At 65.6% G+C, this 14,096-nt stretch carries 10 protein-coding genes; 3 read left to right on the top strand and 7 right to left on the bottom strand.

Annotation, left to right across the window (positions count from 1 at the left end):
• The first annotated feature begins 87 nt into the window (after positions 1 to 87).
• The 3 genes from CI15_RS10430 to CI15_RS10440 all read left to right on the top strand — a co-directional run bounded on the left by CI15_RS10430 (position 88) and on the right by CI15_RS10440 (position 4,844).
• Positions 88 to 2,682 (top strand): adenosylcobalamin-dependent ribonucleoside-diphosphate reductase, encoded by a 2,595-nt coding sequence (locus tag CI15_RS10430; RefSeq protein WP_062127385.1) that lies wholly within the window; start codon positions 88 to 90, stop codon positions 2,680 to 2,682.
• 144 nt (positions 2,683 to 2,826) lie between these two features.
• Entirely contained in the window at positions 2,827 to 3,822 is a 996-nt protein-coding gene (locus CI15_RS10435) for a hypothetical protein (protein WP_062127388.1), read from the top strand.
• Positions 3,823 to 3,842: 20 nt separating this feature from the next.
• The gene (locus tag CI15_RS10440; RefSeq protein WP_082814200.1) at positions 3,843 to 4,844 is read left to right on the top strand and encodes an AraC family transcriptional regulator; all 1,002 of its coding nucleotides are present in this window, start codon (positions 3,843 to 3,845) and stop codon (positions 4,842 to 4,844) included.
• On the opposite strand, the gene CI15_RS10445 is transcribed toward CI15_RS10440, so the two are convergent.
• The 7 genes from CI15_RS10445 to CI15_RS10475 form a co-directional block, all read right to left on the bottom strand.
• Positions 4,826 to 5,776, bottom strand: a complete 951-nt coding sequence (locus CI15_RS10445) for a dimethyl sulfoxide reductase anchor subunit family protein (RefSeq protein WP_062127394.1) — start codon at positions 5,774 to 5,776, stop codon at positions 4,826 to 4,828. The two genes, CI15_RS10440 and CI15_RS10445, sit on opposite strands and share 19 nt — an antisense overlap.
• Positions 5,777 to 5,795: 19 nt before the next feature.
• A complete protein-coding gene (locus tag CI15_RS10450) occupies positions 5,796 to 6,566 on the bottom strand; it encodes a 4Fe-4S dicluster domain-containing protein (RefSeq protein ID WP_062127397.1) in 771 nt (256 codons plus the stop codon).
• Between the two features lie 37 nt (positions 6,567 to 6,603).
• Entirely contained in the window at positions 6,604 to 9,534 is a 2,931-nt protein-coding gene (locus CI15_RS10455) for a molybdopterin oxidoreductase family protein (protein WP_062127400.1), read from the bottom strand.
• A 210-nt stretch (positions 9,535 to 9,744) separates the two neighbouring features.
• Positions 9,745 to 10,743, bottom strand: a complete 999-nt coding sequence (locus tag CI15_RS10460) for an Ldh family oxidoreductase (protein ID WP_062127403.1) — start codon at positions 10,741 to 10,743, stop codon at positions 9,745 to 9,747.
• Between the two features lie 94 nt (positions 10,744 to 10,837).
• Entirely contained in the window at positions 10,838 to 12,226 is a 1,389-nt protein-coding gene (dctA, locus tag CI15_RS10465; RefSeq protein ID WP_082814201.1) for a C4-dicarboxylate transporter DctA, read from the bottom strand.
• Between the two features lie 174 nt (positions 12,227 to 12,400).
• Complete coding sequence (locus tag CI15_RS10470) at positions 12,401 to 13,576, bottom strand: UxaA family hydrolase (protein ID WP_062127406.1); 1,176 nt, start codon at positions 13,574 to 13,576, stop codon at positions 12,401 to 12,403.
• A 45-nt stretch (positions 13,577 to 13,621) separates the two neighbouring features.
• Complete coding sequence (locus CI15_RS10475; RefSeq protein ID WP_193790987.1) at positions 13,622 to 13,963, bottom strand: UxaA family hydrolase; 342 nt, start codon at positions 13,961 to 13,963, stop codon at positions 13,622 to 13,624.
• Positions 13,964 to 14,096 lie beyond the last annotated feature (133 nt).

The following is a 14,096-nucleotide window of genomic DNA, read 5'->3' on the forward strand; positions in this document are numbered from 1 at the left end:
TCCCGCTCGCCGGCTCGCTATCCGGCGCCGGCGGCGCGCCTTCCACCACCGCGTTGCGCCCGCCGCGACGCCGCTTGAGGGCCGATCATGGCAGAAGACACGCCGCAAACCCGCGCGGCCACCGCCGCTTCCTCACCTCCCGCTTCTCCCGCTTCCCCCGCTCCTCCCGCTTCGCTGATCCCGCCGCAGCAGTTCTCGCTCGACGTGCTGGTCGAAAAGTACGCGAAAGGCGACGAGCAATCGGCCGACGACGTGTTCCGCCGCGTCGCGCACGGTGTCGCCGAGGCCGAGCCGCCCGAGTTGCGCGCATCGGTCGAAGCGCTGTTCGTCGACAACCTGCGCCACGGCGCGCTCGGCGCGGGCCGCATCATGAGCGCGGCGGGCAGCGGCATCGCCGCGACGCTGATCAACTGCTTCGTGCAGCCGGTCGGCGATTCGATCCAGGGCGTCGACGAACAGGGCTTGCCCGGCATCTACGTCGCCCTGCTGCAGGCAGCCGAAACGATGCGCCGCGGCGGCGGCGTCGGCTACAACTTCTCCGCGATCCGGCCCAAAGGCGCGCGGGTGCATACGACCAGTTCGGCCGCCTCGGGTCCGTGCAGCTACATGGACGTGTTCGACGCGTCGTGCCGCACCGTCGAAAGCGCGGGGTCGCGGCGCGGCGCGCAGATGGCGGTGCTCGATTGCAACCACCCCGACCTGCTGGAGTTCATCGAGGCCAAGCATTCGAAGGGGCGCTGGAACAACTTCAACGTCTCGGTCGGCGTCACCGACGAGTTCATGCGCGCAGTCGAAAACGACGAGCCGTGGCAACTGGTCCATCGCGCCGAGCCGTCGCCGGCGCTGCGCGCGGCCGGCGACGTGCGGCAGCGCGACGATGGCCTGTGGGTCTACAGCGAACACCCCGCGCGCGCGATCTGGGATCGCATCATGCGCTCGACGTACGACGTCGCCGAGCCTGGCATCGTGTTCATCTCGCGGATGAACGAGGACAACAATCTGCGCGCCGTCGAGACGATCCGCGCCACCAATCCGTGCGGCGAGCAGCCGCTGCCCGCGTATGGCTGCTGCAACCTGGGGCCGCTCAATCTGACGCGCTTCGTCGTCGATCCGTTTGCGCAGTTGCAGGGCCGCGAGCCGTCGTTCGACTGGGATGCCCTCGCGCAACGCACCCGCATCCAGGTGCGTTTCCTCGACGACGTGCTCGACGTCACGCTGTGGCCGCTGCCCCAGCAATACGACGAATCGCGGGCCAAGCGGCGCATCGGTGTCGGCTTCACCGGCCTCGGCGATACGCTCGTGATGCTCGGTCTGCGCTACGACTCGCAGGAAGGCCGCGATTTCGCGGTGCGGATCGCGCGGCTGATGCGCGACGAGGCGTACCGCGCGTCGGTCGAACTCGCGAAGGAGCGCGGCGCGTTTGCGCTGTTCGACGCGGCGCGTTATCTGGAGCCCGGCACGTTCGCCTCGCGCCTGCCCGACGACATCCAGCAGGCGATCCGCCGCGACGGCATCCGCAACAGCCATCTGCTGTCGATCGCGCCGACCGGCACCGTCAGCCTCGCGTTCGCGGACAACGCGTCGAACGGCATCGAACCGGCGTTCTCGTGGACCTACACGCGCATGAAGGTGATGGCCGACGGCGGCCGCGAATCATTCGACGTCGAGGACTACGCGTACCGGCTCTATCGCGAACTCGGCGGCGACGTGACCCGGCTGCCCGACTATTTCGTCAGCGCGCTGCAGATGTCGGCGCGCGACCATCTCGACATGATGGCGGCCGTGCAGCCGTACGTCGACACGTCGATCTCGAAGACCGTCAACGTGCCGGCCGACTATCCGTTCGACGCGTTCGAAAGCCTCTATTTCGACGCCTGGAAGAGCGGCCTGAAGGGCCTCGCGACCTATCGCCCGAACGACACGCTCGGCGCGGTGCTGAGCGTGACGCCCGCGCAGGCCGACGACACGCTCGCCGAGACGGATCAGGACCCGCTGCGTATCGCGATCGATCACCGGCCCAAAGGCGAGTTGCCGGCGATCATCGAGAAGGTCGAGTATCTGACCCAGGCGGGCAAGAAGTCGCTGTACGTTGCGGTGTCGTTCATCGAGGTGACGGGGCGGCTCGGCGGCGAAGACGTGACGATCGAGCGGCCAATCGAGTTCTTCATCCCGACCGGTCAGCGCGACGAGTCGCAGCAGTGGATCACCGCGACGATGCGTTCGCTGTCACTGGCCGCGCGAGGCGGCTTTGTCGCACGCAATCTGCAGGACATGCGCAAGGTGTCGTGGGATCGCGGTCAGGTGCGGCTTGGCGACGTGCAGCGGCTCGACGGTCATCGCGCGCCGCGCTGGCACGATTCGGAGGTGGCCGCGCTCGCGTTCGCGATCCAGCAGATCCTGTATCGACGCGGCTTTCTCGACGCCGAGGGCAATCAGGTGCCGTCGCGGATGCTCGCGCGCTTGCCGCGCGGGCAGATGAAAACCGAGATCGCGCTGTCCGCCGATTTCGGCCTGCGTCCGAATCCCGAGGATAGCGCCGACGCACTGCTACAGCCGAATGGCACGCAAGGGCTGCATACGATGCTCGGTCGCAAATGCGCTTCGTGTGGCGCGAATGCGGTGATTCGCAAGGACGGGTGCGATTTTTGTACCGCGTGTGGGGAGGTGGGGGCCTGCGGGTAGTGCTGCAATTTCGTTCCAAATTGCACAAGACCGTGCAATCCTTCGCGGCTACCGATTCCGTATTCTGGGCGCGCGATGGAGAATCATCGCGACGACGCATTCGCAACTCGCCGGCGCACGGCACGGCCCGGAGGTAGAGGCGCGATGAATCAGCGAAGAGTCCTTGTTTATTACGCATGGAGCCGGCCGGCCGAGAGCGCTGCGCCGCTCCATGTGATCGACGATCGATTTCCGGCGCTTTTCGAAAGCCGCAGGACGAGCTTTCCTCAATTTCATGAGTTCGCCGACCCGCAGCGCTTTGACCAGGGCATTGCCGGTTTCCTCGATCACATCATGAAGCGCAACTTCGCCGCCTTCGTCGAGCTGGCGTCCGGGCTGACCGGCCACGCGGTCCGCGAGATCGAACGCGTCGCCGACGACGGGACGCTGACACCGCTCGGCCCCGAAGTTCTCGACGGCGTGGACACGCTCATCGTCATCAGCTTCGATTCGTTCGTGACGGACCAACGGGCCGGCAGCGGCGAAATCGAAGCGGTCGAGGCGTTTCTCGGCGATCCCGACCATCTGGCGTTCGTCTGTCCGCATCACGACATTGGAGAGCTGGAGAGTCTGCCGGAAAGCAGCCATCTGCAGCGCCAGATCGAAGAATATCGACATCACGGCGACAGGACGATTCCGTCGCGGCAAGGTTTCGGAGCCTTCGCGCGTTCTCTGCTCGCGGGTCTCGGCGTTCCGGTGGAAAACCGCTATGGACTTCGTCCCGCCGTCGACGCGGACGGATCACCCGCCGCCATCGAAATCGACGCGCCGCTCGACAGATTGGGCGTTCTGGCAAACGTCAGGACCTTCAATCTTCATCCGCATCTGCCGCAGCTCGAACGACTCGGCGATGCGATAGGAAAGCTCGACGTGCTAGCGCGGCAGCGCATTGATACCGGCGCGCCGCCGCATCTGTTCTCGCGCGAGCACACGACCTTCGACGCTCTCCTGCAGTCGCGTCCCGAAGCGTTCAACGGCAGCCTCTTCGTCAGCGATACGACGCTCTGGAGTTCGATGGCCGGCGGCGTCGACAGCCTTCGTCAGCTGTGGACGAATGTCGTGCAGCGGCCGTCGCGAGCGGACCCACAGCGCGGCTCGTGAGATGCCGCGATCAGCGGGAAATGCTGCCGCTGTTGTGCCAAACTACGCCATCAGCATCACGGCGGGCCCCGCCGTTCGATGCTTCCGGATCGCATAGGGCGGAGGCACGGATGATCTCGATTGACGAAATCCTGCACGCGCGTCCGCAGCAGCCTATCGCCACCACGCGCGGACGAGGCTGGGGCGGCGTGACGGTCGATGTTCATCGTCCCTATTTCGACTGCGCCGAATCCTACGCCGGTCTCGATCATCACCTGGTTTGCTACTGCCCCTCCGGTCGCGCCACGCTGATCCAGCGCCGGGCCGGGACCGTCCATCGCGGCATCGTCAGCGCCGGGACTTCGTACATCATGCCGGCCGGCTACGACTCGGCATGGGAAGGCGATTCGGGGCGCACTGTGAGGTTACGCGTTCCGCCTGGGCTCGTTGAGCGCGCCGCCGAGCAGCTCGGTCACCATTGCGTTCAGGTCGAGATCAGCAATGTCTTCCTGGTGCGCGACCCCGTGATCGAGCAATTCGCGCGGAGTCTCCTGCTGGAAATGGACCTTAAGGCGCATCCGGCTCAGGCGCTGATCGTCGATTCGATCTCGAATGCATTGGCGGCACATCTGCTTCGCAGCTATTCCGTTTTCGGCGCACCCGAATGCGCACCGGACCGCTCGCTCGGTCAGCTCGAGATCGCCCGACTCACCGAGTTCATCGAGGACAATCTCGACCGGCCAATCTGCCTCGACGACCTCGCGAACATCGCGAACGTCAGCCGGTTTCATCTGAGCCGTCTCTTCAAACGGGCCATGGGCGTCACGGCGATCTGCTTCGTCGAGCAGTGCCGGATTCGCCGGGCTCAATCGTTGATCGCCGAGACCAATCTATCGCTGGCGGAAATTGCATTGGAGACGGGCTTTGCCGACCAAAGCCATTTCACCCGGCGATTTCACCGTCACGTCGGTTGCACCCCGGCTGTGTTCGCGCGCGAGCAGGGGCGGCGTCGAACGAGGCCGACTCACCCCACCCTCGCGTAATAAAGATTCTGCGGATGCTTCGCTTCCGCGAAGAAAAACCAGCGCTCCGCGACAAGCCCCGCATACTGCACGAGACACGCCGCGGCCAGCAAGCCGAACGACGCGCCGATCGAGTGCAGCCCGGCGCCGAGCGCGATCAACACGATCGGCACGACAAACGCACCCGCGAGAAAGCCCCATTTGACACCACGCAACGTGCGCGCCGATTTGCCGTGAAAGAACTCACGCAGATTGAACGCGCCGGCGGTAAAGCCTCGCGACACCTGCACGAGCTTCGGATTGCGGATGCCGGTCGCACTCTGCACCGTCGACTTCGGCCGCAAGCGCGCATTGCGCAGCAGCGATGCCGAGCGGCTCGCGCAGCCGGCGAGCGTCAGCACGCAAGCACTGACCGCAAGCCCCACCGTCAACGCGGGCGCGAACCATGCGCTCAATGCGGTCGCGAGCGTCAAACCCGATGCGCAGCCGAGCAACACGAAGTTCACCAGCGTCAGCGGCGTCGCCCATTCCTGCAGAAAGCGCAAGCACGCATAGATCATCGCGGTGCAGACGAACAGCGCGGCGCTCGCGAGCACGCCGAGCCAGCCGAGCGCGAGCGACCACGGCGAACCGAGCCAATGCGCGAGACCGTACAGGCACGCGCAGGCGAGAAACGCCGGCAGGCACAGGCATTCGCGCGACAGCCACGAGGTGCGCCACATCGCGATGGCGCGCCACGCGCGTTCCGGATGGCCGAGATGGAAGAACGACGCGATCAGACCGAGACCGCCCAACAGCACCGCCAGTGCCGCGCCGCTCACGTAGAACGCGGCGGTGGGTTGCGCCACGACGCCCAACCACGCCGCACTCTCGACGCCGACGAGCGCAATCAGCAACCCTTGCGCCGCGCCGCTCAGTGTCGTCAGAAACACTACGGAAAAAGCCGGATTCATCGTGTGGCCTCGTTGTCGTTCAAATGCGCGTCGCGATCGACGCGAGATGCAGCTCACCGCGCTCGAGCTGCGACTCCAGTTGCGAGTCGGGCGAGCCCGACGCCTCGCTCACCTCATCGGTCGTCGATCCGGCCGATTTGCACGAGCACCCGTCGCTGCCGCAACCGGCGGCCGTGGTCGGCACGCGCGGCAAGTAATGATTCGCGGGACGTGTGCCCCACTCGGGCATCAACTGATAGCCGCCGCGCTCGCGAATCGCTTGCGACACGACCGATTGCGGATCGTGAATATCGCCGAACAGCCGCGCGGAGGTCGGGCACGCGAGCACGCAGGCCGGCTTGCGATCGCGTTCGGACAGATGCTCGTCATGAATACGATCGACGCACAGCGTGCACTTGGTCATCTCTTTGCGCGCCTCGTCGAGCTCACGGGCGCCGTACGGGCAGGCCCACGCGCAATACTTGCAGCCGATGCAGCGATCGAAATCGACCAGCACGAGGCCGTCTTCCTTGCGCTTGTAGCTCGCACCGGTCGGACACACCGGCACGCACGGCGGGTCTTCGCAATGCAGGCACGACTTCGGAAAGTGGATCATTTCCGTGTCGGGGAAGCTGCCCGCCTCGAAACTCTGCACGCGATTGAAAAACGTGCCGGACGGGTCCGCGTCGTACGGATTGAAATCGGCGAGGCTGCCCGATTCGCCCGACGTGTTCCACTCCTTGCAACTCGTCACGCACGCCTGGCATCCCACGCATACGTTCAGATCGATGACCAACGCCATCTGGGTCATTGGAAGCTCCTTGCCGTTGCTTCAGCGAGCGTCGCCATTATTTGCGACCCGACACGCCACGCAAGCGCGCGGCGAATTCGCCGCGTCCCGCGAAATAGGTCTGGACGATGCGCGACACCACACCCTTCTGCGCCACCGCACCGGGCAATTCGGGCATCGCCTCGAATTGCGGCAGCGTGTTCCGCGCGTCGGCTTCGGCCGGGTAGATGCGCACGCGCACGTCGAACCACGCCGCCTGCCCCGTCACCGGATCGGAATTCGACATGCGCGCGGGCGCTTCGTCGCGGCCGGGCAACTCGTCGGTGATCAGGTGATTGAGCAGGAAGCCGCGCTGCGATTCGTTCGCGTTCGGACCGAGATTCCATGCGCCCGCGGCCTTGCCAATCGCATTCCATGTCCAGACGGTGCCCGGCTCGACGGTCTCGCTGTAGCGCGCCATGCAGCGCACACGGCCCCATTGCGATTCGACGTAGATCCAGGCGCCATCGGCGATGCCGTTCTCGCCTGCCATTTGCGGATTCACATAGAGATAGTTCTCGCCATGAATCTGCCGCAGCCACGCGTTCTGCGAATCCCACGAGTGATACATCGCCATCGGGCGTTGCGTGACCGCGGCGAGCGGGAACTGTCCGTGATCCGTCACCGCACTTTCGAGCGGCGCATACCAGAACGGCAGCGGGTCGAAGTACTTCTCGACGCGCGCGCGCAGAGAGTCGGGCGGCTGCCGGCCGCTCGTGCGTCCTTGCGCGGCGAGCCGGAATTTCTGCATCACGTCAGAGTAAAGCTGGATCAGGATCGGCTCGCGGAATTTGCGGAAGCCGTTCTCGACCGCCCAGTCGAGATACGGTCCGTTGCAGTTGCGCATGTACTGCAAGGTTTCGGGCAAGCGGTAATGGAACACGCAGTTATTCTTCGCGTACTGCTCCCATTGATTCGGATTCGGCTCGCCGACGAGCGCCTTGTCGCCATCCTTGCCGCGCCAGCCGATCAGAAAGCCGACGCCGGAATCGGGCGAGGTCGTGTGATTGACGATGAACTCCGGATAGTCGCGGTAGCGCCGCCCGCCATCGGCCTTGGTGAAGGCCGGAAACTTCAGGCGCGAAGCCAGTTCGATCAGTACTTCCTGGAACGGCTTGCATTCGCCGGTCGGCGGCACGACCGGGACGCGCACCGAATCGACGGGGCCGTCGAACTCGGAGATCGGTCGGTCGAGCATCGACATCGCGTCGTACCGTTCGAGGTAAGTCGTGTCGGGCAGGATCAGATCGGCGAACGCGGTCATCTCCGACTGGAACGCATCGCAGACGACGAGGAACGGAATCTTGTACTCGCCGTTCGGATGCTTGTCCGCGAGCATCTCGCGCACTTTCATCGTGTTCATCGACGAATTCCACGCCATGTTGGCCATGAAAATCATCAGCGTGTCGATCGGATACGGATCGCCGCGCCACGCGTTGGTGATCACGCTGTGCATGACGCCGTGCACCGCGAGCGGATATTCCCACGAGAACGCCTTGTCGATGCGCACGGGGCCGCCGTGTTCGTCGATGAACAGATCCTCGGGCGCGGCGGGCCAGCCGAGCGGACCGGTCGCGAGCGGCGTGTTCGGCTTGACGGCGTCGGGGTGGTTCGGCGGTTTCGCCGACGGCGGCACCGCGCGCGGAAACGGCGACTTGTGGCGAAACCCGCCGGGACGGTCGATTGTGCCGAGCAGCGACATCAGCACGGCGAGCGCGCGGATCGACTGAAAGCCGTTCGAATGCGCGGCGAGTCCGCGCATTGCGTGAAAGGCGACCGGGTTGCCGGTGACCGTCTCGTGCGTTTCGCCCCACGCATCGGTCCAGGTAATTGGCAGCGTGATGCGGTGCCGGCGGCTCGTCTCGATCATCTCGCCGGCCAGCCGCCGGATCGTGGCGGCGGCGATGCCGGTGATGGCTGCCGCCCATTCGGGCGTGCAAGCGGCGACGCGTTCGCGCAGCAACGCGAACGATGGCGTGACCGGCTTGCCGTCAGCAAGGATATAGCGCCCTTCCAGCGCGGGGGTCACGCCGCTCGCATGATGCGGCACCGCGCGTTGCGTAGCCGGGTCCCACCACAGATGATTCTGCGGAAACAGCGGATTGCCTTCCGGCCGCTCGGGGTCTCGCACGAACAGGCCAAAGGTCTCGCTCGCTTCGTCGAGATCGATCAGCTCCGCCGCATTCGTGTAGCGCTGCACGAACTCGTGATCCCACGCGTCGGCGGCGATCAGTTCGTGCAGGAACGCCATGAACAGCGCGCCGTCGGTGCCCGGCCTGATCGGCACCCATTCGTCGGCGATCGCCGCATAGCCGGTGCGGATCGGATTGATCGCGATGAAACGGCCGCCCGCGCGCTTGAACTTCGAGATCGCGATCTTCAGCGGATTCGAATGATGATCTTCCGCGGTGCCGATCATGAAGAACAGCTTCGCGCTGTCGAGATCCGGTCCGCCGAATTCCCAGAACGAGCCGCCGATCGTATAGATCATGCCGGCCGCCATGTTCGCCGAACAGAAGCCGCCGTGCGCCGCATAGTTAGGCGTACCGAACTGCTTGGCGAACAGGCCGGTCAGCGCCTGCATCTGGTCGCGGCCGGTGAACAGCGCGAACTTCTTCGGATCGGTCGAGCGAATCGCGGCGAGACGCTTTTCGAGCACGTCGAACGCGACTTCCCACGAGACCGGCTCGAACTGCGCGCTGCCGCGCTCGGCGCCGGCCTTGCGCATCAACGGCTGCGTGAGGCGCGCGGGCGAGTACTGCTTCATGATCCCGGAGGCACCCTTCGCGCAGATGACGCCTTGATTCAGCGGATGCTCCGGATTGCCGTCGATATAGCGCACCTCGCCGTCGCGCAGATGCACGCGGATGCCGCAGCGGCACGCGCACATGTAGCAGGTGGTGGTCTTGATTTCGAGCCGTTCGTTCTGCGTGCGGGCGCGGTGCTCCATGGCCATCTCCGTCGCTGTTCCTGATGCGGCGAAAGCGCGGATCGAGCGCGCTGTCGGACGATACCGAGATCGTATTCGCGTCGGCCTTACAAGGGAAATCGCGATTTGCGAGCGAAACTATCTGGCGTGCCGATAGTTTCGGTTTCGCTTTCAGCCGGGGGCGCCCAGCCGGGGGCGCCCAGCCAAGCGCAGCCGGCTAGGCGCGCCCGGCTAGGCGCCCCTCTCCAGTTGCGCGATCAGCGCGTCCGGAATCTCGACGCCCTCCTCGTGCGCCGCCTCGGCGAGCCGCTCACGGCGATAGCCCGGCAGACGCACGTCGTCGTCCATCAGCATCACCTCGATCAGCGCCTCGACCCGCGACAGATACGCATCGTCGCCGGCCAGCGCGCCCGGGTCGATCGCCCAGAACAGATGGCCGATGCGCGAGCGCTCGCCCTCCTCGGTCAGGAACGAGCCCGCTTCGTAGCCGAAGTTCGCGCCGGTCAGCGCGGCGGCCAGCAGCTCGACCACCAGCGCCAGCATCGCGCCTTTGGCGCCGCCGAACGGCAGCATCATGCCGTCGAGCGCGGCGCGCGCGTCGGTGGTCGGCAGGCCGTCGCGCGTGGTGGCCCAGCCTTCGGGGATCGGCTGGCCGTCGCGCGCGGCCAGCGCGATCTTGCCGCGCGCGATCTGCGACAGCGCCAGATCGATCACGAGCGGCGCGCCGTTGCGGCGCGGAAACACGGCGGCGATCGGGTTGGTGCCGAACAGCGCGCGGCGGCCGCCCCAGGCGGGCATCGCGGCCGGCGAATTGCTGAACGCGAGCGCGACCAGGCCGGCTTCGCCGAGCGCGGCCAGATGCGCCGCGCCAACGCCGAAATGATGGCTGCGGCGGATGCCCGCGACCGCGCTGCCATACTGCCGCGCGCGTTCGACGAGCGTCGCGACCGCGAGATCGCAGGCCGGATACGCGAGGCCGTCCGCCCCGTCGATCAACACGGCGGCGCCGCGATCCGCGACGATGGCAGCCTGCGCGGCCGGATCGACGCGGCCGTTGCGCAACTGCGCGCAGTACATCGGCAGACGCGACACGCCGTGCGATGACAAGCCGCGCAGGTCGGCATAGACGAGCGCGCGCGCCGTCGATTCGGCGGTCGCGGACGACGCGTCCGCGCGGCGCAGCGCGCCAATCGCGAGTGAGGTCAGCGCGTCGGGAAACAGTCGGGCCATCGGGGATTCCTTGGTTTTATTGTCGTCAGCGCATCACTGTGTCACTGCCGCGATGAGGCATCAAGTCCGGCGTTATCGTGCGCTGCCGTGGTCCTCACTTCGCCGCCTTTTCGAACAGCGCCGTCGCGTGAGGCAGGCCGGGCTCGTCCTCGCGCGCCTGAGCCGATTGCCCCGGCTGCCCCGCTTGCGCCGCGTGCGGCTTGCGCGCCGGCTGCGCCAATGCCTGCGCCTGCACTTCGCGCGGCGCGGCCAAAAATTCGCGCGCGGCGCGTGCATCGAAGGCGCCCTCCCAGCGCGCGACCACCAGCGTCGCGACCACGTTGCCGATCATATTGGTCAGCGCGCGGATCTCGTTGAGCACGCGATCGACGCCGAGAATCAGCGTAATGCCGGCGACCGGAATGATGTTGTGCGTCGACAGCGTCGCGGTCAGCGCGACGAGCGCCGCGCCCGCCACACCCGCTCCGCCTTTCGACGTCAGCATCAGAATCGCCAGCAAGCCGAGCTGCTGCATCAGCGTCAGATGCGTGTTGGTGGCCTGCGCGATGAATAGCGAGGTCATCGTCAGATAGATTGCGGCGCCGTCGAGATTGAACGAGTAGCCGGTCGGCAGCACGAGACCGACGATCGCGCGCGGACAGCCCATGCGCTCGAGCTTTTCCATCAGACGCGGCAGCACCGACTCGGTGGTCGAGGTGCCGAGCACGATCAGCAGCTCCTCGCGGAAGTACTTCAGCAGCGGCCACAAGCCCACGCCGGCCCAGCGCGCAGCCGCGCCGAGCACGATCGCGATGAACAGGATGCTGGTGATGTAGAAGCACAGGATCAGCAGCCCGAGTTGCTGCAACGTGCCGATCCCGTACTTGCCGACCGTGAACGCAATCGCGCCGAACGCACCGAGCGGCGCAAGCCGCATGATCATTTCGACGATGCGCATCAGCGTGTCGCCGAACTGCTCGATGCCGCGCATCAGCAGCCGGCTGCGCTGCGACATGATCGACAGCGCGATGCCGAACAGCACCGAGAACAGCAGCACCTGCAACAGATCGCCGCGCGCGAACGCACCGACCACCGAGTTCGGCACGATCATGTCGATGAAGCTCGACGACGCCGCGTGCGCATCGGCGACGTAGTGCGTCACCGCATGAGGATCGAGCGAGGCGGGATCGATATTGAGCCCCGCGCCCGGGCGCAGCACGTTCGCGACGACGAGGCCGAGCACGAGCGCGATACTGGTGACGACCTCGAAATACAGCAGCGTCTTGAAGCCGACGCGGCCCACCTGCTTGAGGCTTTCCATGCGCGCGATGCCCACGGAGACCGTGCAGAAGATCACCAGCGTGATCAGCATCTTGATGAGGCGGATGAAGGTGTCGCCGAGCGGTTTCATCTGCACGCCGAACGCGGGTGCGAAATGACCGACGAGAATGCCAGCCGCAAGTCCGATCAGGACCTGCACGTAGAGATGTTTGAGCACGCGCAAGGTGGTGTCTCCTCCACTCGCTGCTGCCAGATGTCGAGCCGGCGCCACTGCCTGCTTGAGCTGCCGGTCACGGGAGGCGTCGATGGCGCACTTCTGCGTGCCGGCATGCGCCGGGAAGGTGCGAAACGCCACGCGCGAGCCATGCGGCTCCCCGCGTGGGTCAGGCCGCCCGCGTCAGGCGCTTTCGAACAGACGCGTCAACACGAACTCGCGATGACCGAGCGCTTCGGCCGCGGTGAAACGGCCATTGATCGTGGCCATCATGCATTGGAGCAGTTTGTCGCCGCTCTGGTCGAGGTTCTGCTCGCGCTGCAGAATGCCGGTCACGTCCACGTCGATATGCTCGCCCATCGTGCGGACCGTGCGCGGATTCGCGCAGATCTTGATGACCGGCACGATCGGATTGCCGATCACGTTGCCCTGCCCGGTCGGGAAGAAATGGACGACGAAACCCGACGCCGCGCACAAGGTCACCATCTCGGCCGCCGCGGACGACGAATCCATGAACCACAAGCCCGCATGCGTCGGCTCCTCGGCTTTGTCGAGCACGCCGTCGACCCTGCACTTCTTGCCGATCTTCTGAATGTTGCCGAGCGCCTTTTCCTCGATCGTGGTCAGGCCGCCCGCGATATTGCCCTTGGTCGGCTGCGACTCGGACAGGTCGTCGGTCTTCCAGCGGTTGATCATGTCCTGGTAGCGGTCGAACATGAACTGGAAGCGCTCGCGCACGCCGTCGTTCGCGCAGCGCGCGGCGACGATCTGCTCGCCGCCCGTGAGCTCCGAGGTCTCGCCGAACACCAGCGTGGTGCCGAGGCCGTAGAGTTTGTCGAATGCGTTGCCGACGGTCGGATTCGCGCCGCAGCCCGAGGTGGTATCCGACTCGCCGCACTTGGTCGACACCCACAGCTCCGAGATCGGGCACGTCTCGCGCTCGAGCGAGGTCGCGTACTGCACCATTTCCTTCGCGGCCTTCGAGGCCCGCATGATCGTGTCGTGATCGCCATGCAGCTCGATGCCGAAGCCCATGACCGGCTTGCCAGTCTTCGCGATACCGTCGACGACGCGTTTGGTCCAGCCCTCCTCGATGCCGATCACGATCACCGCCGCGACGTTCGGATTGCTGCCCGCGCCGATCAGCGTGCGGAAATGCAGCTCGAGGTCGGCGCCGAATTGCAGCCGCCCATACGGGTGCGGCAGCGCCATGGTCCCCTTGATGTTGTGTTCGACCGCCTGCGCCGCGGCATTGGACAGATCGTCGACCGGCAGGATGATCACGTGGTTGCGTACGCCCACGCGGCCGTTGTCGCGACGATAGCCGCGGAAAGTCGTATCCAGGTCAATCACGCTCATGGTGTCTCTCTCGTTCGGGTTGATGGCAGTGAGGGGCGGTTCTGCTTACCAGCGCTTCGTCTTGATGTTGTGCACGTGCGCGTGCTCGCCGGCCTTGATCGGCGCGACCACCTTGCCGATATCGACCCCGTACTTGAACACCGTGTCGCCGACGGCCATGTCCTTCAGCGCGACCTTGTGACCGATCGGAATGTCCTGCTTCGCCGCGACGGTGACGACTTCGTCGTCGTCCATGATCCATGCGTTGAGCTGCATGCCCGCCTTGATACCCTCGACCACCGCCACGCCGACCGTGTCTTTCGCCTCGTGCAGCACGATGTGAATCGTCCTGCGCGGCGCCGATGCGCCCGCTGCGGTGTCGTTGATATCTGCCGTGGGATTGCTCATGAGCGTCTCCATTCGTAGTTTGAATGCGGTGTGGGGGTGCCGCCGGGGCAGCGCAGCCAGGTGCGCCGCGGTGAATCGATATTAGGCGGCGACTTACCCAATGTCAACTAGGTCATCTATATGTGTTAGAAGA

The sequence above is a fragment of the Paraburkholderia monticola genome (genome assembly GCF_001580545.1).
Taxonomy (GTDB): Bacteria; Pseudomonadota; Gammaproteobacteria; order Burkholderiales; family Burkholderiaceae; genus Paraburkholderia; species Paraburkholderia monticola.

Coding starts and splice junctions, on each gene's coding strand:
- CI15_RS10430 (WP_062127385.1), top strand. CDS start 88: ATGGCAGAAGACACGCCGCAAACCCGCGCGGCCACCGCCGCTTCCTCA.
- CI15_RS10435 (WP_062127388.1), top strand. CDS start 2,827: ATGAATCAGCGAAGAGTCCTTGTTTATTACGCATGGAGCCGGCCGGCC.
- CI15_RS10440 (WP_082814200.1), top strand. CDS start 3,843: ATGCTGCCGCTGTTGTGCCAAACTACGCCATCAGCATCACGGCGGGCC.
- CI15_RS10445 (WP_062127394.1), bottom strand. CDS start 5,776: ATGAATCCGGCTTTTTCCGTAGTGTTTCTGACGACACTGAGCGGCGCG.
- CI15_RS10450 (WP_062127397.1), bottom strand. CDS start 6,566: ATGACCCAGATGGCGTTGGTCATCGATCTGAACGTATGCGTGGGATGC.
- CI15_RS10455 (WP_062127400.1), bottom strand. CDS start 9,534: ATGGAGCACCGCGCCCGCACGCAGAACGAACGGCTCGAAATCAAGACC.
- CI15_RS10460 (WP_062127403.1), bottom strand. CDS start 10,743: ATGGCCCGACTGTTTCCCGACGCGCTGACCTCACTCGCGATTGGCGCG.
- CI15_RS10470 (WP_062127406.1), bottom strand. CDS start 13,576: ATGAGCGTGATTGACCTGGATACGACTTTCCGCGGCTATCGTCGCGAC.
- CI15_RS10475 (WP_193790987.1), bottom strand. CDS start 13,963: ATGAGCAATCCCACGGCAGATATCAACGACACCGCAGCGGGCGCATCG.